Origin of the sequence: Pseudomonas psychrophila HA-4, assembly GCF_000282975.1 — a bacterium.
GTDB lineage: Bacteria > Pseudomonadota > Gammaproteobacteria > Pseudomonadales > Pseudomonadaceae > Aquipseudomonas > Aquipseudomonas psychrophila_A.
On record NZ_ALJC01000119.1, the window covers coordinates 1 to 24,386 of the forward strand.

Genomic DNA, 24,386 nt, shown 5'->3' on the forward strand with positions numbered 1-24,386 from the left:
CCCGCCATGACAGCCACAAATATGCTTGGACCTTACCCGTCGCGGCATTGGGCATGATCTGCCTGGCGTATGTGACCGGTCCCAAACCCGCACCTTCTGCACCTGCCGTGGCCAAGGTCATCAAATACCAGCCGCTGCCGGAAACAGCCATGGGCGGTGTTAAAGCCGCGGATGCCCCGCCAGCAGTAGCGCCCGCACCTACTGCTCCCGCCGCTCCGGTGGCCAGCGTTGACTTCGAAAAAGTCCATTCCGTGATCCAGGAACGCTGCACCGTCTGCCATTCCGCCACCCCGACCAGCCCGCTGTTCAGCGCGGCCCCGGCAGGCGTGATGTTCGACACCGAGCAGCAGATCCAGATCATGGCACCGCGGATTCAGGCCCAGGCCGTCGCTAGCCAGATCATGCCGCTGGGCAATATCACGCAAATGACTCAACAAGAGCGCGACCTAATTGGCGCATGGGTCAACGCGGGAGCACAAACCAACTGATACGAACGCGGTGTGGCCGCGCCGTGGGCGGCCACGCAACCCCACCACTAGCTCACAACAATAAAAAGACCGAGGTGTTGCATGTCCGATTTAACCGAACCGCGCATACCCGCCGTGACCGCGCCACCGCCTATCCAGCGGCTGCCGCTGATGCAATTGATTCTGGTTGGTTTACAACACGTGTTGCTGATGTACGGCGGCGCTGTTGCCGTGCCGCTGATCATTGGGCAAGCCGCCGGTCTGAGTCGTGAAGAGATCGCTTTTCTGATCAACGCCGACCTGTTGGTGGCGGGGATCGCGACCATCGTCCAGTCAATGGGCATTGGGCCCATGGGCATTCGCATGCCGGTCATGATGGGCGCCAGTTTTGCCGCCGTGGGCAGTATGGTGGCGATGGCTGGCATGCCGGGCATCGGCATGACTGGAATCTTCGGTGCCACCATTGCCGCCGGTTTCTTCGGGATGATCATCGCGCCCTTCATGTCCAAGGTCGTGCGCTTCTTCCCGCCTCTGGTCACCGGCACGGTGATTACCTCCATCGGCCTGTCGCTGTTTCCGGTCGCCGTTAACTGGGCAGGCGGCGGTAGCGCAGCGGCGCAATTTGGCTCACCGATTTACCTGTTTATTGCGGCCTTGGTGCTGGCCACCATATTGCTGATCAATCGCTTCATGCGCGGTTTCTGGGTCAACATTTCCGTGCTGATCGGCATGGCGCTCGGCTATGTCTTATCGGGTGCTATTGGCATGGTCAACCTTCAAGGCATTGGCCTGGCGCCATGGTTCCAGATCGTCACACCGCTGCACTTCGGCATGCCTGAATTTCACCTAGCACCCATCCTCTCCATGTGTTTGGTAGTGGTGATCATTTTTGTCGAGTCCACCGGGATGTTCCTGGCACTGGGCAAAATCACCGGTCAAGAAGTTACCCCGCGCATGCTGCGGCGCGGTTTGCTGTGCGATGCCGGGGCGTCTTTTGTGGCGGGCTTTTTCAACACCTTCACCCACTCCTCATTCGCCCAGAACATCGGTTTGGTGCAAATGACCGGCGTGCGTTGCAGGTCCGTGACCATCATGGCCGGTGCCTTCCTGATCACCCTCAGCCTGCTGCCGAAAGCGGCGTACTTGGTGGCGTCGATTCCGCCAGCCGTACTGGGCGGTGCGGCGATTGCCATGTTCGGGATGGTCGCGGCCACAGGGATCAAAATCCTCCAAGAGGCCGACATCGCCGACCGCCGCAACCAACTGCTGGTGGCTGTGAGCATCGGTATGGGCCTGATTCCAGTGGTGCGTCCTGAGTTCTTCGCACACCTGCCCTTGTGGATGGGCCCGATCACCCACAGCGGGATTGCCATGGCGGCCGTCAGTGCCGTGTCACTCAACCTGCTGTTCAACGTACTGGGTGGCGCCGAGCGCGCAGCCATGAGCGGTCACGTGCATCAGCACTGAAGCACGATGAGTGTGTTTGTGTGGGAGCGGGTTTTCTCCCCCCCACACACCCGCCAGCCTCTGGCACAAAAAAAATAAAAAGGACGTTTCCCATGCACTGCAAACACTGGGGCTTTACGCTCGCGGGTGGGCTTTTGGCTGCCGGTCACGCCATGGCCGGAGATCTGTTTTTGTGGCAAACCAATAGCCTCACCTACCTCTATGGCAAGAACTTCGCGATCAACCCGTCAATCCAGCAAACCCTGACCTTTGAACATGCCGACAAATGGAAATACGGCGACAACTTTCTGTTTGTCGACCGCATTTTCTACAACGGCAAAGATGACCCCAACAAAGGGCCGAACACTTACTACGGCGAGTTCAGCCCACGCTTATCGTTCGGCAAAATCTTTGATCAAAAACTTGAGTACGGGCCGATCAAGGACGTATTGCTGGCGATGACCTACGAGTACGGCGAAGGCGACAGCGAGGCGTATTTGATCGGCCCAGGCTTTGATCTCGCGGTACCGGGCTTTAACTACTTCACCCTTAACTTTTATCGCCGTCACACCGAAGGGCCGCGTCCTGGTACGGGCGTCTGGCAGATTACCCCGTCATTCTCCTACACCCTTCCAATGGGCCGTTCCAACGTGCTGATCGATGGCTATATGGACTGGGTGGTCGACAACGACCAGAACTCTCGCGGTACGTATCACGCCAACCTGCACCTCAATCCACAGATCAAATATGACCTGGGCAAAGCCCTTAATCTGGGTGAAAAACAGCTGTATGTCGGCATTGAATACAGCTACTGGAAAAACAAATACGGCATCGACAGCAGCAGCCGTCTAGACACCAACCAGAACACTGCCAGCGCCCTGATCAAAGTCCACTTTTAACCTAAATACAGTCAGTGCCCTGTCATTGCCCGCCCTGCGCAATGACGGGGCACTTGAGTGCCAGCCTCAGAGCCAGTATTCTCCGCGGCCGCTCACAGATGGGCGCTGTTTTAAAGCTGACTTTTAAGCCAACTTTTCGCTTTTAATCCAAGGGTTTACGGCCTGCTCTAGTCTCCCGCCATTCAACTGCCTGATGCCAGTTGAGCGCTGTTTTTTGGCCGCACGACACGCATGGCCCAGCACTTGCTTTACGCATTAAAGCTGACCAAAAAGGCAAGTTTTAAAACAAAAGAACCAAGGGCCAAACAGAGCACCGCGTTCTTATTCATGCAGATTTTTTTTAAATTTTGGAGTAACCGAATGAAGCGCATTCTTACCGGCCTGATGCTTGCGGGGAGCTTGCTGGGTGGGTCAACGGCAGCAGCCGAAGACTTGCTGCAATGGCAAACCAACAGCCTGACGTACTTGTATGGCAAGGACTTCCAGGTGAATCCAAAGATTCAACAGACCCTGACCTTCGAGCACGCTGACAGCTGGAAATACGGTGATAACTTCTTCTTCCTCGACCGTATTTTTTACAACGGCAAAGAAGACGGAAACCTCGGCCCTAATACGTACTACGGCGAGTTCACCCCACGCTTATCGTTCGGCAAAATCTTCGACCAGAAGTTTGAATTTGGCCCGATTAAAGACGTGTTGCTGGCCCTGACTTACGAGTTTGGTGAAGGCGATTCGGATTCGTACTTGATCGGCCCGGGTTTCGACCTGAATGTGCCAGGCTTCGACTTCTTCCAATTGAACTTCTACAAGCGTTATCCAGAAGGCAATCGTGCTGGCCGTGGCGTTTGGCAGATCACCCCGGTCTGGTCTTACACCCTCCCGATGGGCAAATCCGACGTGGTCATCGACGGCTACATGGACTGGGTAGTCGACAACGACCAAAACGCCCGCGGCACGTATCACGCCAACCTGCACTTCAACCCACAGATCAAATATGACTTGGGCAAGGCACTTAACTGGGGCGCGAAGCAGTTGTATGTCGGTATCGAATACGACTACTGGAAAAACAAATACGGCATCGAAGACAGCGGTTCATTCAAAACCAATCAGGACACCGCGAGCCTGTTGGTCAAGTACCACTTCTGATACTGCCTTAAACCTCGCGATCTTTTGAACGATCAAAAGATCGCGAGCACGCGACTACACAGTCCGAGGCGTTAACAATAGCCCGCGCAGCATCACGTCCAGGCTGCCCAGCGCCGCCGTTAGGCGCTGCAGCGGGTACTGGGCCTCGGCAATCCAGAACGACGCATCCATCAAACCTCCCTGAATCAAATGTGCCAACGCTTCAGGGTCGGTGCGCTGAATCACCTGCGTGTCCATCAAGCCTTGCAGAATGACTCCAACCGAGGCTTTGCAATCAGACTGGCTGTTCAGTAGATACTCCGAGCCCAGCACCGAGGGCGCATCACGCAAGATGATGCGCTGTACTTCGACTTGCAGCGACATTTCCAGATACAGCCTGCACTGCGCCTGAAACCCTTCCCAGGGGGTCTCGGCTTGCGCAAACACCTGCGCCAATTGCGTATCGAGCTCGGTATCGATTTGCCTCGCCACCGCCTTCAACAAGCCCTTCTTGTCACCAAAGTGGTGATACAACGCCCCACGGGTCAGGCCGACAGAGGCCGTCAACTCGTCCATTGAAGTCTGCGCATAACCGATCGAGCCGAAGGCTTGACGCGCCGCATCAAGCAGCTTGCCACGGGTTTGTTCAATCATCTGCGACCGCGCTTTGGGCGCCATGTGTGCCACCTTTTTTTTTGAGATACGCCGCGTATGTTAATTGACATACGCCGCGTATGCGTATATTTCTACATACGCCGCGTATGTGATACCGAGCGAAACCTGTGGGAGCGGGCTTGCTCGCGATAGAATCACCGCGTGATTCATACGAACCGCAGCGCCTACATCGCGAGCAAGCCCGCTCCCACCACGCCTCTATTGTTCCGGAGCTTGTATGGCTAACCCTTATCGCGAGATTTTCAGCGCCCCCGGCACCAAGTCCTTTTGCGCCGCAGGCCTGATCGCACGCATGCCTATTTCCATGACGGGGATTGGCATCATCACCATGCTCGCGCAATTGCACGGCTCATATTGGCTGGCCGGTGCCGTGGCGGCGACTTTCGCGCTGGCAATGGCGTTGCTGGCACCGCAAATATCCCGCGCCGTTGATCGCTACGGCCAAGGCCGCATCTTGCCAGGCGCCGCCGCCATCGGTGTGTGCGCCATGCTCGCGTTGCTGCTGTGCAGCTATCTAGAGGCTCCCGACTGGACATTGTTCGTCTGCGCGGCCCTTGCCGGCTGTATGCCCAGCATGTCTGCCATGGTCCGCGCCCGCTGGAGCGAGCTGTATCGCGGCTCGCCAAAACTGCACACCGCCTTCGCCTTCGAATCGGTGCTCGATGAAGTGTGTTTTATCGTTGGCCCGCCCATTTCAGTCGGCCTCAGCGTGGCGCTATTTCCTCAGGCCGGGCCACTCGCTGCGGCGATCTTCATGGCCGTGGGGGTGACTGCGTTTGTGCTGCAACGTAAAACCGAGCCGCCGGTACACCCACGCACCCAAGAAAATAACGGCACCGTATTGCGCCAAGGAGGAGTGCTGGTATTGATGATGGCGCTGCTCGGGCTGGGCACCATTGTGGGTACCGTCGACGTGGTCAGCGTCGCCTTTGCCCAGCATCAGGGCCAGCCTGCCGCTGCAAGTATTGTGCTGTCGGTCTACGCGCTGGGCTCCTGCATCGCCGGGCTGGCTTTCGGCATGCTCAAGCTGAACATGCCATTGCCCAAACTTTTCCTGTTAGGGGCGCTGGCCACTGCCATCACCATGGTGCCGCTGATGTGGGCCAACAGCATCATCACCTTGGCCGCCGCCATGTTTGTCGCCGGACTGTTTTTCGCCCCTACGCTGATTACCGCGATGGCGCTGGTGGAAAACATCGTCGCACCCGCCAAGCTCACCGAAGGCCTGACCTGGATGATCACCGGCCTAGGCGTAGGCGTTGCCCTCGGCGCCGTAGTGGGGGGCTGGGTGATCGATGCTTATGGCGCACCGGCCGGGTTCAACGTGTCGATGCTGGCGGGTCTGAGCATGCTGCTGTTTGCAGTCGTGGGCTATCGCCTGTTGCAAAACAGCACCTCTGCCCACTCCAGCGCGCTGGCCTAACGTTTAACGGCGCGCCAGATCTTGCCTGCAACGTTAACCACCGCTAACACCACAGCGCCGGCAATGATGCCGGCCACGGCGTTGAGCAAGGTTGGCACAATCACCGATACAGAACCCAGCAAAGGCGTGGCGTTTTGCGCAACGCCTTCGATCCAGTGATGCAGCACCGGCACGCCATGGGTCAAAATCCCACCGCCAACCAGAAACATGGCGGCGGTACCGATCACCGTCAGGCTTTTCATCATGTACGGTGCGGCATTTAACACCCCGCGCCCAAAGCTGCGCTGAAAGCGCCGCCAGGCGCCCTCTCCGGTCTTCTGACTCAAGTACAGGCCGCCGTCATCCAGTTTGACGATACCCGCGACCACCCCATACACGCCGATAGTCATCACAACCGCGATACCGGACAACACCACCACTTGCTGTAACAGCGGCGCATCAGCCACGGTGCCTAAGGTGATGGCAATGATCTCGGCCGACAGAATAAAGTCGGTACGCACCGCGCCCTTGATTTTGTCTTTCTCAAACGCCGCCAAATCGACCTCAGAACTGGCGGCGGCTTCTTGCAGGGCCTGACGCTCAGTCTGATCGGCTTCCTTGCTGTGCAAAAACTTGTGCGCCAGCTTTTCAAAGCCCTCGAAACACAGGAAAGCACCGCCCACCATCAGCAACGGTGTGACCGCCCACGGCACAAACGCGCTGATCGCCAAGGCGGCGGGCACCAATATGAATTTATTGCGAAACGAACCTTTGGCCACCGCCCAGACCACCGGCAACTCACGTTCGGCGCGTACGCCCGATACCTGCTGCGCATTGAGCGCCAGATCATCGCCCAACACCCCGGCCGTCTTTTTCGCGGCCACTTTGGTCATCAACGCGACGTCATCGAGTACGGCGGCAATATCGTCGAGCAACATCAGCAAACTGCTGCCAGCCATGAGGGAAGATTCCTTGAAGTGTGAGTGGGTCTAAGCATAGCGTGCGTCAGCCTATAAGCTGCAATCTTGAGCGGTCCGCAAGCCCGGTGCTACCATGCCCAACCGCCACAACAGGCAAGGAAATACCGGGTTTATGAGCAGTATCCGCGAGCGTAATAAAGAACTGATTTTGCGAGCCGCCAGCGAAGAATTCGCCGACAAAGGTTTCGCCGCCAGCAAAACCAGCGACATCGCGGCCAAGGCGGGCGTGCCCAAGCCGAACGTCTATTACTACTTCAAGTCCAAAGAGAACCTATACCGCGAAGTGCTCGAAAGCATCATCGAGCCGATACTGCGCGTCTCGACCCCGTTCAACGCCGACGGCGAGCCGAACGAAGTGCTGAGCAACTACATCCGCTCAAAAATCATGATTTCGCGCGAACTGCCGTTTGCCTCAAAGGTATTCGCCAGCGAAATCATGCACGGCGCTCCGCACCTGAGTGAAAAACAAGTCGAACTGCTCAACGCCCAAGCTAAGCACAACATCACCTGCATCCAGACCTGGATCGACCGTGGACAAATCGCCCCGATCGACCCGCACCACCTGATGTTCAGCATCTGGGCAGCGACCCAGACCTATGCCGACTTCGATTGGCAAATCTCCGCCATCACCGGCAAAGCCAAGCTCGACGACAGCGACTACGAAGCCGCGACCCAAACCATCATTCGGCTGGTGCTCAAGGGCTGCGCCCCAGATTGAAGCTGCAGGCTACACGCTACAAGAGTTGCGCGATCGGCTTCAAACTTACCGCTTGCAGCGTGTCGCTTGAAACTGCGCAGCTACTCCCCCCTAAGCCCCAACACCTCAATTGCGCTGATCGCACATTGCTCATCAATGTCCGAGGTGTCGCCGCTGATGCCAATCGCACCCACCACAGCGCCTTGATCATCACGAATCAACACCCCACCCGGCGCAGGCACGATGTCACCCTGCCCCATCCCGTTTAATGCCGCGAAAAACGCCGGGCGCTGCTGTGCGTCCAGCGCCAGTAAGCGTGAGCCTTTACCTAGGGCAATGGCGCCCCAGGCTTTGCCAATCGCAATGTTGGGCCGCAACAGGCTTGCGCCGTCTTCGCGCTGCAAGGCCAGCAAATGCCCGCCCGCGTCGAGCACCGCCACCGTCAGCGGCGATGCATTGATCTGCCGCCCCGCGCTGAGGGCTTGGGCGGTCAGGTTTAAAGCGACTTTCAAGGTTAAAGCACTCATGGTTGCCGTCCTTATCTTGTTATTGGAAAGCCTGCAGCACACCCGTTTCAGGTGACCACAACGAGCACAATAGAACACAATAATCATTATATTTGTATACAATTTTAAGAGAATAACAATCAGAATCCGACCATAAAGGCCTATCTTCAAGCCTTCCTACCTTCGATCACCCGATCAAACAAAACCGATTGACCTGCACACCAGACCATGAATACACTCGACACACAGCCACTTGTATACAATTATAAAACGTAAGAGGCACAATCAAATGAGCAAAATGAGAGCAATCGAAGCCGCCGTTTTGGTGATGCGTCGCGAAGGTGTCGACACCGCCTTTGGTATTCCTGGCGCCGCCATCAACCCGCTGTACTCAGCCCTACAAAAAGTGGGCGGCATCGATCACGTCCTTGCTCGCCACGTGGAAGGCGCCTCGCACATGGCCGAGGGCTACACCCGCACCAAAGCCGGGAACATTGGCGTGTGCATCGGCACGTCCGGCCCCGCGGGCACTGACATGGTGACCGGGCTTTACAGCGCCTCTGCCGACTCGATCCCGATTCTGTGCATCACCGGCCAAGCACCTCGGGCGCGGCTGCATAAAGAAGACTTCCAGGCCGTCGACATCACCAGCATCGTCAAACCCGTGACCAAGTGGGCGACCACCGTGCTCGAACCGGGACAGGTGCCGTATGCGTTCCAGAAAGCCTTCTATGAGATGCGCTCTGGTCGCCCCGGTCCGGTGCTGATCGACCTGCCATTTGATGTGCAAATGGCTGAAATCGAATTCGACATCGACGCCTACGAGCCGCTGCCGCTGGCCAAACCCTCGGCCACGCGGGTACAAGTTGAAAAAGCCTTGGCCATGCTCAATCAGGCTGAACGCCCGCTGCTGGTCAGCGGCGGTGGCGTGATCAATGCCGACGCCAGCGACCTGCTGGTGGAGTTTGCCGAGTTAACCGGCATTCCAGTGATCCCGACCCTGATGGGCTGGGGCACAATTGCCGATGACCACCCGCTGATGGTCGGCATGGTGGGCCTGCAAACCTCGCACCGCTATGGCAACGCCACCCTGCTTAAGTCTGACGTGGTGCTGGGCATCGGCAACCGCTGGGCTAACCGCCACACTGGCTCGGTTGAGGTGTACACCGAAGGCCGCACGTTTATTCACGTCGACATTGAGCCCACGCAAATCGGACGTGTGTTTACCCCGGATCTGGGCATCGTTTCCGACGCAGGGTCTGCGCTCAAGGTATTCCTGGAAGTGGCCCGCGAATGGAAAGCCGCAGGCAAACTGAAAAACCGCAGCGCTTGGCTGCAAGACTGCCAGCAACGCAAAGCCACCCTGCACCGCAAGACTCACTTCGACAACGTGCCGGTCAAGCCGCAACGCGTGTACGAAGAGATGAACCAGGTATTTGGCAAAGACACCTGCTACGTCAGCACCATCGGTTTGTCACAGATTGCCGGTGCGCAGTTCCTGCACGTTTACAAGCCACGGCACTGGATCAACTGCGGCCAGGCCGGGCCTCTGGGCTGGACCATTCCGGCCGCGCTGGGCGTGGTCAAAGCCGATCCAAGCCGCAACGTAGTGGCGTTGTCGGGTGACTATGACTTCCAGTTCATGATCGAAGAACTGGCCGTTGGCGCACAGTTCAACCTGCCGTATATCCACGTGGTCGTGAACAACTCCTACCTGGGACTGATTCGTCAGGCACAGCGCGGATTCGAAATGGACTACTGCGTACAGCTGTCTTTCGACAACCTCAACGCCCCGGAACTCAACGGTTATGGCGTCGACCACGTCGCCGTGGCGCAGGGCCTGGGCTGCAAAGCATTACGCGTCTTTGAGCCGGATCAAATCCAACCGGCGCTGCGCAAGGCTCAAGAACTGATCAAAGAATTCCGCGTTCCAGTGGTCGTGGAGATTATTCTGGAGCGCGTGACCAACATTTCGATGGGCACCGAAATCAACGCCGTCAACGAGTTTGAAGACCTGGCGCTGGTGGGTAACGACGCACCGACCGCTATTTCCGTGCTCGATTAACTGATTAGCCCTTGCCCTTTCCCACAGGGAAAGGGCACCCAAAGCAGGAGTTCACCATGCCGCGTTTTGCTGCCAACCTGTCCATGCTGTTCACCGAACAGGATTTCCTTGTCCGTTTTCAAGCGGCTGCCAATGCTGGTTTCCACGGCGTTGAATACCTGTTTCCTTACGACTACAGCTCCGCCGAAATAAAGGCGCATCTGGATGCCAACAAACTAACCCAAGTGCTGTTCAACCTGCCCGCCGGTGATTGGGCCAAGGGCGAGCGCGGCATTGCCTGCCACCCGGATCGGGTTGAAGAATTCCACACTGGGGTCGACTTGGCCATCGCCTACGCGCAAGTGCTGGGCAACACGCAAATCAACTGCTTGGCCGGCATCCGGCCACAAGGCGTAGACGACGCAATTGTCGAAAGAACCTTTGTGAGCAACCTCAAATACGCCGCCGACAAACTGCAAGCGGTGGGCATCAAGCTGGTGATGGAAGCGATCAACACCCGCGACATCCCGGGCTTCTATCTCAATAACACCCAGCAGGCGCTGGCGATTCAGGACAAGGTCGGCAGCGCCAATCTGTTCCTGCAATACGACATCTACCACATGCAAATCATGGAAGGTGATCTGGCCCGCACGATGCAAGAGCACCTGCCGCAGATCAACCACATCCAACTGGCCGACAACCCTGGGCGCCATGAACCGGGCACTGGCGAGATCAACTATCGCTTCCTGTTCGAGCACCTCGACCGCATCGGCTATCAGGGCTGGGTGGGTTGCGAGTACAAGCCGTTGACCAGCACCGAAGCCGGGCTGGGGTGGCTTAAAACGCATAACGCGGTGTAACAAATCACGGGGGCTGCGAGAGAACGGGTTGCTCCGCAACCCTTCGCAGCCTTCGGCAGCGACTACGGTTGTTTGTCTAATAAAAACAAGAGGATTTGTCATGGCTAAAATCGGATTTATCGGCACCGGCATCATGGGCTCGCCTATGGCCAGCAACTTGCAAAAGGCCGGGCACAGCCTGTTCCTGTCCACCCACCACGGCGCCGCTCCGGCCGACTTGGTGGCCGCAGGTGCCATCGCACTGGCCAGCCCGCGAGAAGTCGCCCAGGAAGCCGAATTCATCATCGTCATGGTGCCCGACACCCCACAGGTCGATGACGTGCTGTTTCGCGAAGACGGCATTGCAGCTGGCCTGAGCCCAAACAAAGTAGTGATCGACATGAGTTCGATCTCACCTACCGCGACCAAAGCCTTCGCTGAAAAGATCAACGCTAAGGGCGCGCGCTACCTCGACGCTCCAGTCTCGGGCGGCGAAGTCGGGGCCAAGGCTGGCACCTTGAGCATCATGGTCGGCGGCGATGAAGAAACCTTCGCCCGCGCCCTGCCCCTGCTGCAAAGCATGGGTAAAAACATCACCCTGGTGGGCGGTAATGGCGACGGTCAAACCGCCAAAGTGGCCAACCAGATCATCGTTGCGTTGAACATTCAGGCCGTTGCCGAAGCCCTGGTGTTTGCCGCCAAAAACGGCGCCGACCCGGCCAAGGTGCGTGAGGCGCTAATGGGCGGCTTCGCTTCGTCGAAGATTCTAGAAGTGCATGGCGAGCGCATGATCAAAGGCACCTTCGACCCAGGCTTCCGCATCAGCCTGCACCAGAAAGACCTCAACCTGGCACTGGCGGGCGCCCGTGAACTGGGGATCAACCTGCCCAACACTGCCAACGCCCAACAAGTGTTCAGCACGTGCGCCGCTATCGGCGGCAGCAACTGGGACCACTCGGCGCTGATCAAAGGCCTGGAGCACATGGCCAACTTCTCTATCCGCGACCAGTAACCTCCCCCCGCAACATGGTGTAGTCGCTGACGAAGAATGAGGCTGCGATGGGCAGCGAAGCGGCCCGCATTGCAGCCTTCGTACCTTGGCAGCGACTACGTGTCCGGAGTTCCCATGCGCTCACCCTCACTCAGCCCACTCTGCCCCGATTGGGCCACTGCCCTGTGCAATGGTTTCAGCCAGATTTTCCTGCAACGTCACCCGCTCTGCGGTGTTTTGTGCCTACTGGCCATTCTGATCAGCGCCCCCGCACTGCTCGGCGGCGCATTGCTCGGCGCCGTTGCAGGTTTACTGACCGCGCAACGGCGCGGCTATCCAAAAACCGAGCGCCAGGCCGGGCTGTACAGTTACAACGGCGTGCTGCTGGGGCTTTTGCTGAGCCATCAACTGCCGTGGTCCGCCATGCTGCCGCTGCTGATCATCGCTAGCGCTGGACTCAGCAGCATGCTGGTTGATCAATGGCTCAAACGGGCCACCCATCCCCACAGCCTGCTGATCTATACCGCGCCGTTTGTAGGCATAGGCTGGCTGCTGCTCGGGCTGCACCCATTGCCTGCACTGCCCGAACAGGCACACGTAATCAGCGGCCTCAGCCTAGTTACAGCGCTGTTTAAAGGCATCGGGCAGGTCATGCTGCTGCAACACCCGGCCGCTGGGTTATTGATTGTGCTCGGTCTGTGGCTGAGCCATTGGCGCGCTGCGGTGTGGGCACTCGTCGGTTCATTGGCAGGCCTGATGTTCAGTCTTTACTTGCACGACACCAGTACCGCGCTCAGCGGGCTGGCAGGCTACAACCCGGCGTTGGCCGCATTGGCGTTGAGCCAATTACGTCGCGGCGTCTGGCTGCCACTCAGCGGTATCGTCATCACCTTGCTGCTGACGCCGGTTTTCAAGGCACTAGGATTACCTCCATTGACCGCCCCGTTTGTGCTCGGTTGCTGGTTGATCGCCAGCGGTGTACGGCTGTTCAGCCCAGAACCCGTTGCAGATGACGCGCAAAGCAGGTTGCGCATCGAGCGCTAATACCCGAATCTTCTGACCTTTGGGTATCGAGCATCCTCCATGAATAATCAGGATTGGCGTCAGCGCCTGTACGTGATGGTCTTTCAGTCCGACACGCCAGCCGGACGCCGCTTTGATACCACGTTGTTGCTGATCATCATGGCGAGCCTGGTGGTGGTGATACTGGACAGCATCAACAGTATTCACCGCAACTACGCCGATCAGTTGGCCTACATCGAGTGGGGCTTCACCTTTGTATTTGCGGTCGAATACGGCCTGCGCCTGTACTGCTCGCCCAAACCCCTGCGCTACGCCTTCAGCTTTTACGGGCTGGTGGACGTGCTGGCCATCGTGCCGGGAATTTTGGCCATCTATTACAGCGACGCGCAGTACCTGCTGATTATCCGCATCATCCGCATGCTACGGATTTTCCGGATTCTCAAACTGGTGCCCTACCTAAGCCAAGCCAATTACCTGCTCTCGGCCTTGCGCGGCAGCAAACAAAAAATCATTGTGTTTTTGGTCGGTGTGTCCACCCTAGTGACCGTGTTCGGCACCTTGATGTACGTGGTCGAAGGCCCGGAAAACGGCTTTACCAGCATCCCGGTCAGCATCTATTGGGCCATCGTGACCCTGACCACTGTAGGGTATGGCGACATCGTGCCAAAAACAGTCCCGGGGCAAATCATCTCGGCCATGGTGATGATCACCGGCTATTCGATCATCGCCGTGCCCACCGGGATTTTTACCGCTGAGTTAGCCAACGCCATGCGCGGTGAAAAACTTAAACACGACTGCCCGGTTTGCAAGAAAGACCAGCACGAACCCTCGGCTTCTTTCTGCTCGCGCTGTGGCAATGCTTTATTTACCAAAAACGTATAACCAAAGTGCTTTTTAATCTTTTAAGGACTATGCATCACCCGCTATAGTCGCTGGCAAATTGCCCCTATTGCTCCCGATAACAAGGAATACGCAGTGAAAAAACTCTTTAGCGCCTCCGTATTGGCCGCCGGCCTTGCCCTCAGCAGCTTCGCACACGCGGACACCACGTTGCTGAACGTGTCCTACGACGTTATGCGGGACTTCTATAAAGACTACAACGCTGCTTTCCAGAAACACTGGCAAGCCGAGCACAATGACAAAATCAACGTACAGATGTCGTTTGGCGGCTCCAGCAAACAAGCGCGTTCGGTGATCGACGGCCTCAAGGCTGACGTGATCACCATGAACATGGCCACCGACATCAACGCCCTGGCCGATAACGGCAAACTGGTACCAGAGAACTGGGTGACCCGCCTGCCGGACAACAGCGCACCGTTCACCTCAGCCACTGTGTTTATCGTGCGTAAAGGCAACCCGAAAGCCCTGAACGACTGGCAGGATCTGCTCAAGGATGGCGTGCAAGTGATCGTGCCGAACCCGAAAACTTCGGGTAACGGCCGCTACACCTTCCTCTCAGCCTGGGGTTATGTGCTGAAAAATGGCGGTGACGAAACCAAGGCCAGAGAATTCGTCGGCAAGCTGTTCAAACAAGCACCGGTGCTGGACACCGGCGGCCGTGCAGCCACCACCACTTTCATGACCAACCAGATCGGCGACGTACTGGTGACCTTCGAAAACGAAGCTGAAATGATCGCCCGCGAATTCGGCCGCGATCAGTTCGAAGTGATCTACCCAAGCGTCTCGGCCGAAGCTGAGCCACCCGTGACCGTCGTCGATAAAGTGGTCGACAAAAAAGGCACCCGTGCGGCAGCCGATGAATACCTGAAATACCTGTGGTCACCAGAAGGCCAGGAAATTGCCGCCAACAACTACCTGCGCCCACGCGACAAGGCGATATTGGCCAAGTACAACGACCGCTTCCCGAAAGTCGACTTCCTGTCGGTTGAGAAAACCTTCGGTGACTGGCGCGACGTGCAGAAAAAATACTTCAACGATGGCGGCGTATTCGATCAGATTTACAACGGCCAATAACCCCCCCGTAGGAGCGAGCTTGCCTCGCGATCTTTTGACGTTCTAAAAGCTCGCAAAGCAAGCCCGCCCTCACCACCTGTACAAAAACACAGTAAAAACACTTGCTCTCCCGCCAATGACTGCCCATGCTGCACCTCTTCTGCGACGCACGAACGAGTGAAGTGATGCGGTTGTTTCTGTGTGAAAAACCTTCCCAAGCCAAAGACATTGCCGCCGTGCTCGGTGCCAGCCGACGCGGTGATGGCTGCTGGGTGGGGCCTAATGCCACGGTCACGTGGTGCATCGGCCACCTGCTCGAAACCGCCCCGCCAGACGCCTACGACGAACGCTACAAGCGTTGGGTGCTGGCCGACCTGCCGATCGTCCCGGATAAATGGAAGATGCGGGTCAAACCCAAAACCGCCAGCCAGTTCAAAGCCGTCAAACGCCTGCTCGGTGAAGCCAGCGAATTGGTCATTGCCACCGACGCCGACCGCGAAGGTGAAATGATCGCCCGCGAACTGGTCGAACACTGCCGTTACCGTGGCCCAATCCAGCGCTTGTGGCTGTCAGCCCTGGACGACGCGTCAATTCGCAAGGCCCTAGGCGCCCTAAAGCCTGGCGCCGAAACCTTCAACCTCTACCATTCCGCCCTAGGACGCTCGCGGGCCGACTGGCTGATTGGCATGAACATGAGTCGCCTGTTTACCTTGCTCGGGCGCCAATCAGGCTATCAAGGCGTGTTGCCCGTAGGCCGCGTGCAAACGCCGACCCTGCGTCTCGTGGTCGACCGCGATCGCAGCATCAGCGACTTTGTGCCCGTGGCGTATTGGGCGATTGACGTGCAGCTCAACCACGACAACCAGCTGTTCACCGCCCAATGGCGGGCCAACCCCGACACCTGCGACGATCAGGACCGCTGCCTCAATCAGGCCCATGCACAGCAGGCCGCAACGGCGATCAACAACGCCCGCCATGCCAGGGTCAGCACGTTGCGCACCGAGCGCATGCGCGAAGTCGCGCCATTGCCATTCGACCTCGGCACCCTGCAAGAAGTGTGTTCAAAAAAGCTCGGCCTCGGCGCCCAAGAAACCCTCGACGTCGCCCAAGCCTTGTATGAAACCTACAAGGTCGTGACCTACCCGCGCAGCGATTGCGGTTACCTGCCCCAAAGCCAGCACGCCGAAGCAGCCTCAATTCTGGCGGCCTTGCGCCAGGCCGACCCCAGCCTTGCGCCGCTGGCCGAACACCTCGACCCACAACGCCGCTCACGGGCATGGAACGACGCCAAAGTCAGCGCTCACCACGGCATCATCCCTACCGCCGCCGCTAAAAACCTCGAACGCCTGAGCGGTAAACACCGCGCTGTTTACACGTTGATTCGTGCACGTTACCTGGCGCAGTTCCTGCCCAACCACGAATACGACCGCACCCAAGCCGATTTCGATTGCGCTGGCCAGCACTTGCGCGCCGTCGGCAAACAAATCGTCGAGCCGGGCTGGAAACGCGCCCTGCCCGAAGCCTTGGCCCCGGCCAAAGGCCGCGAGGCCCCAGCGCCACAACCCTTACCGATACTGCGTGAAGGGCTCGACTGCGCGATTGCCAACGTGCACCTCAAAGACCTGTGGACCCAACCGCCCAAGCCCTTCACCGAAGGCGACCTGATCAAAGCGATGAAAAACGTCGCCAAATTGGTGCAAGACCCGCTGCTCAAACAAAAGCTCAAAGACACCACCGGTATCGGCACCGAAGCCACTCGCGCCGGCATCATTCAAGGCTTGCTCGACCGCGGCTACCTGATCAAAAACGGCAAGGCACTGGCGGCCACAGCGCCAGCTTTTAGCCTGATCGACGCCGTGCCCCGCGCCATCGCCGACCCCGGCACCACCGCCATTTGGGAGCAAGCGCTGGATATGGTGCAAAGTGGCGAAATGACCCTCGACATCTTCGTCGCCAAACAAGCCGCCTGGATGAGCAAACACATCGAACGCTGCAGCGGTCTGCGCCTGACCATCAGCGGCCCGGCCAGCCCGGCGGGTGTGGCTCCGGCGTGGAAGAAAAAACGCAAAAGCCCAGCGGGCAAGCCCAAGGCCAAGCGCGTGACCAAAGCTAAAAGTGCCTGAGTGAGCCGGCGTCAATCAAAGGCTCAATGCCCCGGAAATGCAGGTCACGGCTGCGCCACCGACCCAAATATCCTGGCCAATCTGCTCAATGAACACCCGCCCGGCTCGGCCCATGGCGGTGCCTTGACTGACGACATAACGCGCCGGGGCTAGCCCGTCTGCGATCAACCACTGCGCCAACCCCGCATTCAAACTACCAGTGACTGGGTCTTCAGACATGCCGTCGCCCGCCACAAACGCGCGCACTTCAAACTGTGCCTCATCACCATTACGCGCAGGCGTCCAGGGTGCAACGACGCCCAAGGCCAAGCCCTGGAGCTGGGAGAAATCGGGGTTTAACGCCAGTACCTGCTCACGATCACGCAGCAGCACTGCTACCCAACCCGGGCCATTGTCGACCCAGCGCGCTTGCAGCACATCGTGCCGTTCAATGCGTAAACCCGCACACACACGCTGCAACAACGCGTCCTCAACAGCCCCGGAGCGCAGCAGCGGTGGAGCAGCAAAGGCCAGTTGCTCGCCGTTACGACGAAGGGTTATCAGGCCTACGCCGCACTCTTGAATGATCGCTTCACCTCGTGGTTTGCCCCCGGCTTCCAGCCAGGCATGGCAACTGCCCAGCGTCGGGTGCCCCGCAAACGGCAGCTCTGTGAGCGTGGTGAAAATTCGCAGACGGTAATCCGCCTTGGGGTTCTGGGGTTTGAGTACAAAGGTGGTTTCACTGAGGTTGGTCCAACGGGCAAAGTCAGCCATTTGCTCATCGGTCAAACTGTCAGCCTCCAGCACCACAGCCACCGGATTGCCTTTAAGGGCAACCGTGCTAAAAACATCGACCTGCTTGAATTCAAATTGGCTCATGCCGGGCTCCTGATGGCGGTCAATTAGGACCGAGATATTCCCTTGTAGAAGCGAGCTTGTCTCGCGATCTTTTGATCATTTAAAAGATCGCGAACAAGCGCCCTCCTACAAGGGACGGTGCATCAGGGTCGCCTCTCGGCGCTACTTGAACTGCCGACTCAAACCCGGCGGCACACCGCTGATGTCGGTGTCTTCCCACGGCCCGTTCGGACTGACTGCTCGGCTCCAGCCGTTGTCCCAGCGGTAGTAGGTGCGCTGGCGATAAAAGATGTTGCTCTGGTCATCAAGTACGTAGACGCCCATGCGCGCATCCCAATGGCTCGGGCCACCCGGTGGCGGCGCAAAGGTGGCTGAGGTGCGCGGCAACGGTTTTGGCGGCTGCGGGATGGGCATGTCTGGCAGCGGTTTGTCAGAAGGCTGAGGCGCCGGGATTGGGCTGGGTGTTGAGGGCGCGGAGGGTTCGTAAGGCTGATGAACCGTGCAAGCACTCAGGCCGACGGCCAGACTAAGCAGGGTGATTCGAGCAAGTGCGGCCATAACGGGTTCTCATGTAAGTAATGATGAAATCAACGGCGGCAGTCCAGATCTATGGCACGCTCAAATCTCGTAGCAGTTGCTGAGCACCGCGATGCTCAGCAACTGCTACGAAATCGGCTTGCTTTACACCATAGAGTCTCCCAGCGCTTACTTATCCGGGCTGTCGATGGTCAGCTGTTGCAGTGTTTGGGTGCTGTTGGCCAACGGTTTGCTGCGCCCTACCCATTCGCCAGCTGTCGGTTGGCCAGCACGGGAAATGCGCGCAACCAGTTGGACTTCAGGAAAGTTAGACAGTTTCAATTGCGGCATCATTGCATCGGCATCGCCCAGTTCTACGGTGATGGGCAGGTCGGCCACGGTCACGCGCTTGGCCGCCAGCGGCGCCGCTGGTCCAGACGTCGCACGGGCAAAGATGAAGACGCTATCACCCGGCAATACGCTGGCTTTGACCGCATCAGCCAAATCGACGCTGACTTTGATCGACGCCTCGGCTTTGGCGACAGGCGCGGCTTCAACCTTGCCCCCGCTGGCCAGCAACTGCTCACGGGCGCGCTCAATGCCGCCTTCTAAGGCTTCGCGCGACGGATCGCCCACGGGCAATTCCTTCAACAAACGCTCCCAGTAGGTGATTGCCTCCTGATAGCGCTTGCCCTCAAAAGCCGCGATACCAAGCAAGCCTAGGCTGGTGACTTCTTTCGGGTCGGCCTTCAGGGCTTCATCGGTCAACGCCTGGGTCTTGTCGCTCCACTTTTTATTGTCGGCAAAGTACTGCGCCTGCGCCCACTGCCCCAACAGTTCTGGCTGACGCCCAGCCAGTGCAACCGCCCGTTCAAACACTTTGGCCGCATCGGTCGAACGGTTTTGGGCCATGTAGGCGCGGCCCAAGAAGTACCAGCTCTCGGCGGACTCTGGTTGCGCAGCGGCGGCACGCTCAAGGCGCGTAATCATCTCTTCGAGCGATTGCGGCGGGGTCGAGAATTCGTGGGTCAGCTCAACCTTGTCACTGGCACCAAAGTGCAGGTACATGCCCAAACCAAGGACCGGGACCAGGAGCGCCGCCAAAACCGGCACGGCTTTGCCAAGGCTCGAGGTGCGTGACGGGGCCACACCCTCGGTGTCCGCCAGCAGTTCGCGGGCGGCTTCGGCGCGCCCTGCTTCCAGTTGCTCAGCGGTCAATACACCGTCTTCGCGCTGCGCCTGCAATTCGGCCACACGCTCTTGGTACAGCGCCACATTCAAGGCGGTGCGGTCTTCTTCGCGCTGGGCACGGCGACCGCGCAATACCGGGATGAGTAAGAAACTGAGGGCGATCAGTAGCAGCAAGCCTGCTGCGAGCCAGAAATCAATCATCTTTGGTTTTATCCAGCAAGGTGTCGAGGCGCTGACGCTCCTCGGCAGAAAGTGTGTCCGAACCTGCGACAGGCTCTGTACGACGGCGGCGCCCAACAATCACCCCGATCACCACCAAACCGCCCACCAACAAGGCCAGCGGGCCAAACCACAGCACCAGGGTTGTGCTGGTCAAGGCCGGTTTATAGCGCACAAAGTCGCCGTAGCGGTCGACCATAAAGTCGATGATCTGCTGGTTGTCCTTGCCCTCGCCCAGCATGCGGAAGATCTCGCGGCGCAGGTCGGTGGCGATCGGTGCATTGGAATCAGCGATGTCCTGATTCTGGCACTTGGGGCAACGCAGCTCCTGGGTCAATTCACGAAAGCGCGCACGTTCAGCGTCATTGGCGAATTCATAGGTGTCGATGGCCGCGTGCGCCGCGCCCGTGAGCGTCAACCCGAAAGCAACGGCCGCTAACCAGCGCTTCATGGCTTAGCCTCGTCAACCAGGGCTTGGTATTTACCCGCCAGTTGCTCACGCCACACACGCTCGTCGATCACGCCGACAAACTTGTGACGAATGATGCCCTGGCTGTCGATCAGAAAGGTTTCGGGGGCGCCGTACACGCCTAGGTTCAGGCCCAGCGAGCCCGCTTCATCGTTGATGTCCAATTGATACGGGTTGTGGAACTCCTGGAGCCACTTTTTCGCGTCCGCATTAATGTCTTTGTAGTTGACGCCATAAATCACCACACCTTGCGCGGCCAGTTTGGTCAGCACCGGGTGCTCGACTTTGCACGACACACACCACGTGGCCCAGACGTTAACCAGCGCGGGCTTACCCTTGAGGTCGGCTTCGGTCAGGGTTTTATCACCCTCAACCGAGGGCAAGCTGAACGCCGGGAATGGCTTGCCGATCATGGTCGACGGCAACTCGGTCGGGTCCAGGTACAGGCCTTTGTAGAGAAACCCCGCCATGCCCAAAAACACCACCAGCGGGACCAGCATTAGCCAGCGTCTCATGCGGCTTCTCCTTTCATGCCCAGCGCGTCGCGCACGCGGGTTTTAACCTTGACCCGATAACGGCGGTCCAGCGCCGCCAGCAAACCACCGAATCCAGTGAGCAAACCGCCAAACCAGATCCAACGCACAAATGGCTTAACATGCACACGGACCGCCCAAGCGCCATTTTCCAGTGGTTCACCCAGTGCCACGTACAAGTCACGGGTGAAACCAGCATCGATCCCGGCTTCAGTCATCATTGAACTTTGCACCGTGTACAACCGTTTTTCCGGGTGCAACACGCTGACTTCCTTACCGTTGCGGATAACGCGCACGGTGCCTTTGTCTGACGTAAAGTTCGGGCCTTCAAAATGCTTAGCCCCTTCAAAAATGAACTGGTAACCCGCCAGTTCCATCGACTCGCCCGGCGCCAAACGCAGGTCGCGCTCGGCACTGTTCTGGCTCGACAACACCACGCCCACCGCGCATACCGCGATACCTAGGTGCGCAATCTGCATGCCCCAATAGCTGCGGGTCAGGCTGCGCATGCCTTTGATCAGGCCTTTGTGACGGGTTTTGTCGCCAATGTCGCGCACCCCGGCCAGCAACACCCAAGCCGCCAACATAAAGGTGGTCATCACGGCCCAGTTGAAGTCGCCATAGGCCACACCGGCAATCGCCGACAGGGCAGCGCTGCCGAGCAGCACCGGCGTCAACATGCCCAGCAGCCACTTGATCGGGGTGTCTTTCCAGCGCACCAGCACACCCACTGCCATCACCACCATCAGCAAGCCCATCAGCGGGATAAACAGCGCGTTGAAGTACGGCGGGCCAACCGACATTTTGGCGCCGCTGATGGCGTCCAGAATCAGCGGGTACAAGGTGCCGAGCAGAATCATCGACGCGGCCACGACCAAAATCAGGTTATTGCCCAGCAGCAACGTCTCACGCGACCACAGGTTAAAACCGACATGGCTTTTGACCACCGGCGCCCGCAGCGCAAACAGCGTGAGCGAGCCGCCTACCACGAACAGCAGGAAGATCAGGATAAACACACCGCGCTCAGGATCGGACGCGAACGCGTGAACCGACGTCAGCACCCCGGAGCGCACCAGGAACGTTCCGAGCAGGCTCAACGAGAATGCGGCAATCGCCAGCAACACGGTCCAGCTTTTAAACACCCCGCGTTTCTCCGTCACGGCCAGCGAGTGAATCAGCGCCGTGCCGACCAACCATGGCATAAAGGACGCGTTTTCCACTGGGTCCCAGAACCACCAGCCCCCCCAGCCAAGTTCGTAATACGCCCACCACGAGCCCAAGGTGATACCGATGCCCAGAAAGGCCCACGCCACGATAGTCCAAGGGCGCGACCAGCGCGCCCACGCGGCATCTAGCCGACCACCGAGCAAGGCCGCAATGGCGAAGGCAAAGGCCACCGAGAAGCCGACATAGCCCATGTACAACATCGGCGGGTGAACGATCAGACCGATGTCTTGCAACAGTGGGTTGAGGTCATTGCCATCCGCAGGCATTTGCGGGAGCAAGCGTGCGAAGGGGTTGGAGGTCAAAATCAGAAACAGTAAGAAGCCGACGCTGATCATGCCCATGATCGACAGCACCCGCGCCAGCATCACCTGCGGCAACTGGCGCGAGAAGACCGACACGGCGAAGGTCCAGCCGCCCAGAATCATTGCCCACAACAGCAACGAGCCTTCGTGGGCGCCCCACACGGCGCTGAACTTGTAGTACCACGGCAGCGCGCTGTTGGAGTTGCTGGCAACGTACGCCACCGAGAAGTCATCGGCCATAAACGCGTAGGTCAGGCAGCCGAAGGCAAACAGCAAAAAGGCGAACTGGCCCCAAGCCGCTGGTTGCGCGAGGCTCATCCACAATTTGTCGCCGCGCCAGGCGCCGAGCAGCGGCACGATGGCCTGCACGATGGCAAAGCACAGCGCCAGAATCATGGCCAAGTGGCCCAATTCGGGAATAAACAGTCCAGACGTCATCACTTAACCTCGTTAGCCGGTGCAGAGTCGACCGGCGCAGGCGCAGACTGGCCACTCTCTTTGAGCGCCTTGGTCACTTCGGGCGGCATGTATTTTTCGTCATGCTTGGCCAACACTTCATCGGCAACAACCACACCTTGGGCGTTGAGCTTGCCCAACGCGACAATGCCCTGCCCTTCACGGAACAGGTCCGGCAGGATGCCGCGGTATTGAATGGTCACAGCCTTGTTGAAGTCAGTGACCACGAACTCAACGTCAAGTGAGTCGCCCGAGCGTTTCAGCGAACCGGCTTCCACCATGCCGCCCGCACGAATCCGGGTATCAGTTGGCGCTTCGCCATTAGCGATCTGGGTCGGGGTGTAAAACAGGTTGATGTTCTGCTGCAAGGCGCTGAGGGCCAGCGCAACAGCCGCGCCAATGCCCACCAAAATCGCCAGGATGATGATCAAACGTTTTTTACGCAGCGGATTCACTTCGAACTCTCCCGACGCAGACGACGCGCCTCTTGTTGCAAATAACGTCGGCGCGCCGTCAGCGGCAGCGCCACGTTTAACGCCAGCACGGCCAGACAAATGCCATAGGCCGACCAGACATACAGGCCGTGATGGCCCATGGCGACAAAGTCGCTGAAAGAAGCAAAACTCATCGCGAACCCTCCAGCGCTTTTAACACTTCAGCCTTGGCCCAACTGCTGCGCGCCTCGCGCTTGAGCACATCCAAGCGCATGCGCAGCAACAGCACGGCGCCAAAGAAGCAATAAAAACCGAGCACGGTGAGCAGCAACGGCAGCCACATTTCCACTGGCATTGCCGGTTTTTCAGTGAGGGTAAAGGTCGCGCCTTGGTGCAGGGTGTTCCACCACTCCACCGAGTATTTGATGATCGGGATATTGATCACGCCGACAATCGCCAGCACTGCGCAGGCCTTGGCTGCGCTGTCGCGATTGGTAATGGCATTGCCTAGGGCAATCAGGCCGAAGTACAGAAACAGCAGAATCAGCATTGAGGTCAGGCGTGCATCCCACACCCACCACGACCCCCAGGTCGGCTTACCCCAGATGGCGCCAGTGACCAGCGCAACGGCGGTCATCCAAGCACCGATGGGCGCGGCGCATTGCAGCGCGACGTCAGCGATTTTCATCTTCCAGACCAGCCCCACCACCCCGCACACCGCCAGCATCACGTAGCAGGACTGCGCCAACAGGGCCGCCGGAACATGGATGTAGATGATCCGAAAGCTGTTGCCTTGCTGATAGTCCGGCGGCGCAAACGCCAAGCCCCAGACCACCCCGCTGACAATCAGCAACACGGCGGCAATACTCAACCAGGGCAGCAAGCGCCCGCTGATGGCATAGAACCATTTGGGCGAGCCGAGTTTGTGAAACCAAGTCCAGTTCATCACGCTGTTTCCATCACGGTGCTTTGACGCGACCTGCGAGGGTCGCTATCAAAGCGCGGGTCTTTACTGACCCTTGTGGGGCCAGA

Annotated in this window: 24 protein-coding genes and 1 pseudogene; 13 read left to right on the plus strand and 12 right to left on the minus strand. The window is 58.5% G+C overall.

All coding sequences use genetic code 11. The annotated features are described in order from the left end of the window. The 4 genes and pseudogenes from B347_RS0120320 to B347_RS0120335 all read left to right on the plus strand — a co-directional run. Positions 1-488: pseudogene (locus tag B347_RS0120320) on the plus strand (urate hydroxylase PuuD); the annotation flags it as partial. Between the two features lie 81 nt (positions 489-569). Beyond that, on the plus strand, positions 570-1,934 hold the full coding sequence (locus B347_RS0120325; protein ID WP_019411533.1) for a nucleobase:cation symporter-2 family protein: 1,365 nt from the start codon (positions 570-572) through the stop codon (positions 1,932-1,934). A 92-nt stretch (positions 1,935-2,026) separates the two neighbouring features. Next, a complete protein-coding gene (locus B347_RS0120330) occupies positions 2,027-2,812 on the plus strand; it encodes an outer membrane protein OmpK (protein WP_019411534.1) in 786 nt (261 codons plus the stop codon). A 360-nt stretch (positions 2,813-3,172) separates the two neighbouring features. Beyond that, positions 3,173-3,958 (plus strand): outer membrane protein OmpK, encoded by a 786-nt coding sequence (locus B347_RS0120335; protein WP_026014315.1) that lies wholly within the window; start codon positions 3,173-3,175, stop codon positions 3,956-3,958. Between the two features lie 54 nt (positions 3,959-4,012). On the opposite strand, the gene B347_RS0120340 is transcribed toward B347_RS0120335, so the two are convergent. After that, the gene (locus tag B347_RS0120340; RefSeq protein ID WP_019411536.1) at positions 4,013-4,615 is read right to left on the minus strand and encodes a TetR/AcrR family transcriptional regulator; all 603 of its coding nucleotides are present in this window, start codon (positions 4,613-4,615) and stop codon (positions 4,013-4,015) included. A gap of 214 nt (positions 4,616-4,829) precedes the next feature. On the opposite strand from B347_RS0120340, the gene B347_RS0120345 reads away from it, so the two are divergent. Beyond that, positions 4,830-6,035, plus strand: a complete 1,206-nt coding sequence (locus B347_RS0120345; RefSeq protein WP_019411537.1) for an MFS transporter — start codon at positions 4,830-4,832, stop codon at positions 6,033-6,035. On the opposite strand, the gene B347_RS0120350 is transcribed toward B347_RS0120345, so the two are convergent. Beyond that, positions 6,032-6,973: a DUF808 domain-containing protein gene (locus tag B347_RS0120350; protein ID WP_019411538.1), complete on the minus strand. Its 942-nt coding sequence runs from the start codon at positions 6,971-6,973 to the stop codon at positions 6,032-6,034. The two genes, B347_RS0120345 and B347_RS0120350, sit on opposite strands and share 4 nt — an antisense overlap. A gap of 133 nt (positions 6,974-7,106) precedes the next feature. Here B347_RS0120350 and B347_RS0120355 point away from each other — a divergent pair, with 133 nt between their 5' ends. Further along, positions 7,107-7,712 carry a TetR/AcrR family transcriptional regulator gene (locus B347_RS0120355; RefSeq protein WP_019411539.1) on the plus strand — a complete coding sequence of 202 codons (606 nt, stop codon included), beginning with the start codon at positions 7,107-7,109 and terminating at the stop codon, positions 7,710-7,712. A gap of 80 nt (positions 7,713-7,792) precedes the next feature. Here B347_RS0120355 and B347_RS0120360 read toward each other — a convergent pair whose 3' ends face one another. Beyond that, positions 7,793-8,218 carry a GlcG/HbpS family heme-binding protein gene (locus tag B347_RS0120360; RefSeq protein ID WP_019411540.1) on the minus strand — a complete coding sequence of 142 codons (426 nt, stop codon included), beginning with the start codon at positions 8,216-8,218 and terminating at the stop codon, positions 7,793-7,795. A gap of 268 nt (positions 8,219-8,486) precedes the next feature. On the opposite strand from B347_RS0120360, the gene gcl reads away from it, so the two are divergent. The 7 genes from gcl to B347_RS0120395 all read left to right on the plus strand — a co-directional run bounded on the left by gcl (position 8,487) and on the right by B347_RS0120395 (position 17,170). Then, on the plus strand, positions 8,487-10,262 hold the full coding sequence (gcl, locus tag B347_RS0120365) for a glyoxylate carboligase (RefSeq protein ID WP_019411541.1): 1,776 nt from the start codon (positions 8,487-8,489) through the stop codon (positions 10,260-10,262). Between the two features lie 56 nt (positions 10,263-10,318). Further along, positions 10,319-11,101, plus strand: coding sequence for a hydroxypyruvate isomerase (gene hyi / locus B347_RS0120370; protein WP_019411542.1), 783 nt, complete (start codon positions 10,319-10,321; stop codon positions 11,099-11,101). Positions 11,102-11,201: 100 nt separating this feature from the next. Then, on the plus strand, positions 11,202-12,092 hold the full coding sequence (locus tag B347_RS0120375) for a 2-hydroxy-3-oxopropionate reductase (protein ID WP_019411543.1): 891 nt from the start codon (positions 11,202-11,204) through the stop codon (positions 12,090-12,092). A gap of 114 nt (positions 12,093-12,206) precedes the next feature. Beyond that, positions 12,207-13,115 carry an urea transporter gene (locus tag B347_RS0120380; RefSeq protein WP_019411544.1) on the plus strand — a complete coding sequence of 303 codons (909 nt, stop codon included), beginning with the start codon at positions 12,207-12,209 and terminating at the stop codon, positions 13,113-13,115. A 39-nt stretch (positions 13,116-13,154) separates the two neighbouring features. Continuing rightward, complete coding sequence (locus B347_RS0120385; protein WP_019411545.1) at positions 13,155-13,976, plus strand: ion transporter; 822 nt, start codon at positions 13,155-13,157, stop codon at positions 13,974-13,976. Positions 13,977-14,069: 93 nt separating this feature from the next. After that, positions 14,070-15,068, plus strand: coding sequence for a sulfate ABC transporter substrate-binding protein (locus B347_RS0120390; RefSeq protein ID WP_019411546.1), 999 nt, complete (start codon positions 14,070-14,072; stop codon positions 15,066-15,068). 164 nt (positions 15,069-15,232) lie between these two features. Beyond that, positions 15,233-17,170, plus strand: a complete 1,938-nt coding sequence (locus B347_RS0120395) for a DNA topoisomerase III (protein ID WP_019411547.1) — start codon at positions 15,233-15,235, stop codon at positions 17,168-17,170. Between the two features lie 15 nt (positions 17,171-17,185). On the opposite strand, the gene B347_RS0120400 is transcribed toward B347_RS0120395, so the two are convergent. The 9 genes from B347_RS0120400 to B347_RS0120440 all read right to left on the minus strand — a co-directional run bounded on the left by B347_RS0120400 (position 17,186) and on the right by B347_RS0120440 (position 24,303). Next, entirely contained in the window at positions 17,186-18,028 is an 843-nt protein-coding gene (locus B347_RS0120400; RefSeq protein WP_019411548.1) for a PhzF family phenazine biosynthesis protein, read from the minus strand. Between the two features lie 141 nt (positions 18,029-18,169). Further along, a complete protein-coding gene (locus tag B347_RS0120405; protein WP_019411549.1) occupies positions 18,170-18,565 on the minus strand; it encodes a hypothetical protein in 396 nt (131 codons plus the stop codon). Positions 18,566-18,712: 147 nt separating this feature from the next. Beyond that, positions 18,713-19,915, minus strand: coding sequence for a c-type cytochrome biogenesis protein CcmI (gene ccmI, locus B347_RS0120410; protein WP_019411550.1), 1,203 nt, complete (start codon positions 19,913-19,915; stop codon positions 18,713-18,715). Further along, the gene (locus B347_RS0120415; protein ID WP_019411551.1) at positions 19,908-20,384 is read right to left on the minus strand and encodes a cytochrome c-type biogenesis protein; all 477 of its coding nucleotides are present in this window, start codon (positions 20,382-20,384) and stop codon (positions 19,908-19,910) included. The genes ccmI and B347_RS0120415 overlap by 8 nt, the downstream gene beginning before the upstream one ends. Further along, positions 20,381-20,917: a DsbE family thiol:disulfide interchange protein gene (locus B347_RS0120420; protein WP_019411552.1), complete on the minus strand. Its 537-nt coding sequence runs from the start codon at positions 20,915-20,917 to the stop codon at positions 20,381-20,383. Before B347_RS0120420 ends, B347_RS0120415 begins: the two co-directional genes overlap by 4 nt. After that, on the minus strand, positions 20,914-22,902 hold the full coding sequence (locus tag B347_RS0120425) for a heme lyase CcmF/NrfE family subunit (RefSeq protein ID WP_019411553.1): 1,989 nt from the start codon (positions 22,900-22,902) through the stop codon (positions 20,914-20,916). Before B347_RS0120425 ends, B347_RS0120420 begins: the two co-directional genes overlap by 4 nt. Further along, positions 22,902-23,375 (minus strand): cytochrome c maturation protein CcmE, encoded by a 474-nt coding sequence (gene ccmE, locus B347_RS0120430; protein WP_019411554.1) that lies wholly within the window; start codon positions 23,373-23,375, stop codon positions 22,902-22,904. Before ccmE ends, B347_RS0120425 begins: the two co-directional genes overlap by 1 nt. Beyond that, entirely contained in the window at positions 23,372-23,548 is a 177-nt protein-coding gene (gene ccmD / locus B347_RS0120435) for a heme exporter protein CcmD (protein WP_019411555.1), read from the minus strand. The genes ccmE and ccmD overlap by 4 nt, the downstream gene beginning before the upstream one ends. Beyond that, positions 23,545-24,303: a heme ABC transporter permease gene (locus B347_RS0120440; protein WP_192812400.1), complete on the minus strand. Its 759-nt coding sequence runs from the start codon at positions 24,301-24,303 to the stop codon at positions 23,545-23,547. The genes ccmD and B347_RS0120440 overlap by 4 nt, the downstream gene beginning before the upstream one ends. Between the last annotated feature and the right edge of the window lie 83 nt (positions 24,304-24,386).

Excerpts from the sequence above, each read along its gene's own strand:
- B347_RS0120325 (WP_019411533.1), top strand. The coding sequence starts at position 570 with ATGTCCGATTTAACCGAACCGCGCATACCCGCCGTGACCGCGCCACCG.
- B347_RS0120330 (WP_019411534.1), top strand. The coding sequence starts at position 2,027 with ATGCACTGCAAACACTGGGGCTTTACGCTCGCGGGTGGGCTTTTGGCT.
- B347_RS0120335 (WP_026014315.1), top strand. The coding sequence starts at position 3,173 with ATGAAGCGCATTCTTACCGGCCTGATGCTTGCGGGGAGCTTGCTGGGT.
- B347_RS0120340 (WP_019411536.1), bottom strand. The coding sequence starts at position 4,615 with ATGGCGCCCAAAGCGCGGTCGCAGATGATTGAACAAACCCGTGGCAAG.
- B347_RS0120345 (WP_019411537.1), top strand. The coding sequence starts at position 4,830 with ATGGCTAACCCTTATCGCGAGATTTTCAGCGCCCCCGGCACCAAGTCC.
- B347_RS0120350 (WP_019411538.1), bottom strand. The coding sequence starts at position 6,973 with ATGGCTGGCAGCAGTTTGCTGATGTTGCTCGACGATATTGCCGCCGTA.
- B347_RS0120355 (WP_019411539.1), top strand. The coding sequence starts at position 7,107 with ATGAGCAGTATCCGCGAGCGTAATAAAGAACTGATTTTGCGAGCCGCC.
- B347_RS0120360 (WP_019411540.1), bottom strand. The coding sequence starts at position 8,218 with ATGAGTGCTTTAACCTTGAAAGTCGCTTTAAACCTGACCGCCCAAGCC.
- gcl (WP_019411541.1), top strand. The coding sequence starts at position 8,487 with ATGAGCAAAATGAGAGCAATCGAAGCCGCCGTTTTGGTGATGCGTCGC.
- hyi (WP_019411542.1), top strand. The coding sequence starts at position 10,319 with ATGCCGCGTTTTGCTGCCAACCTGTCCATGCTGTTCACCGAACAGGAT.
- B347_RS0120375 (WP_019411543.1), top strand. The coding sequence starts at position 11,202 with ATGGCTAAAATCGGATTTATCGGCACCGGCATCATGGGCTCGCCTATG.
- B347_RS0120380 (WP_019411544.1), top strand. The coding sequence starts at position 12,207 with ATGCGCTCACCCTCACTCAGCCCACTCTGCCCCGATTGGGCCACTGCC.
- B347_RS0120385 (WP_019411545.1), top strand. The coding sequence starts at position 13,155 with ATGAATAATCAGGATTGGCGTCAGCGCCTGTACGTGATGGTCTTTCAG.
- B347_RS0120395 (WP_019411547.1), top strand. The coding sequence starts at position 15,233 with ATGCGGTTGTTTCTGTGTGAAAAACCTTCCCAAGCCAAAGACATTGCC.
- B347_RS0120400 (WP_019411548.1), bottom strand. The coding sequence starts at position 18,028 with ATGAGCCAATTTGAATTCAAGCAGGTCGATGTTTTTAGCACGGTTGCC.
- B347_RS0120405 (WP_019411549.1), bottom strand. The coding sequence starts at position 18,565 with ATGGCCGCACTTGCTCGAATCACCCTGCTTAGTCTGGCCGTCGGCCTG.
- ccmI (WP_019411550.1), bottom strand. The coding sequence starts at position 19,915 with ATGATTGATTTCTGGCTCGCAGCAGGCTTGCTGCTACTGATCGCCCTC.
- B347_RS0120415 (WP_019411551.1), bottom strand. The coding sequence starts at position 20,384 with ATGAAGCGCTGGTTAGCGGCCGTTGCTTTCGGGTTGACGCTCACGGGC.
- B347_RS0120420 (WP_019411552.1), bottom strand. The coding sequence starts at position 20,917 with ATGAGACGCTGGCTAATGCTGGTCCCGCTGGTGGTGTTTTTGGGCATG.
- B347_RS0120425 (WP_019411553.1), bottom strand. The coding sequence starts at position 22,902 with ATGACGTCTGGACTGTTTATTCCCGAATTGGGCCACTTGGCCATGATT.
- ccmD (WP_019411555.1), bottom strand. The coding sequence starts at position 23,548 with ATGAGTTTTGCTTCTTTCAGCGACTTTGTCGCCATGGGCCATCACGGC.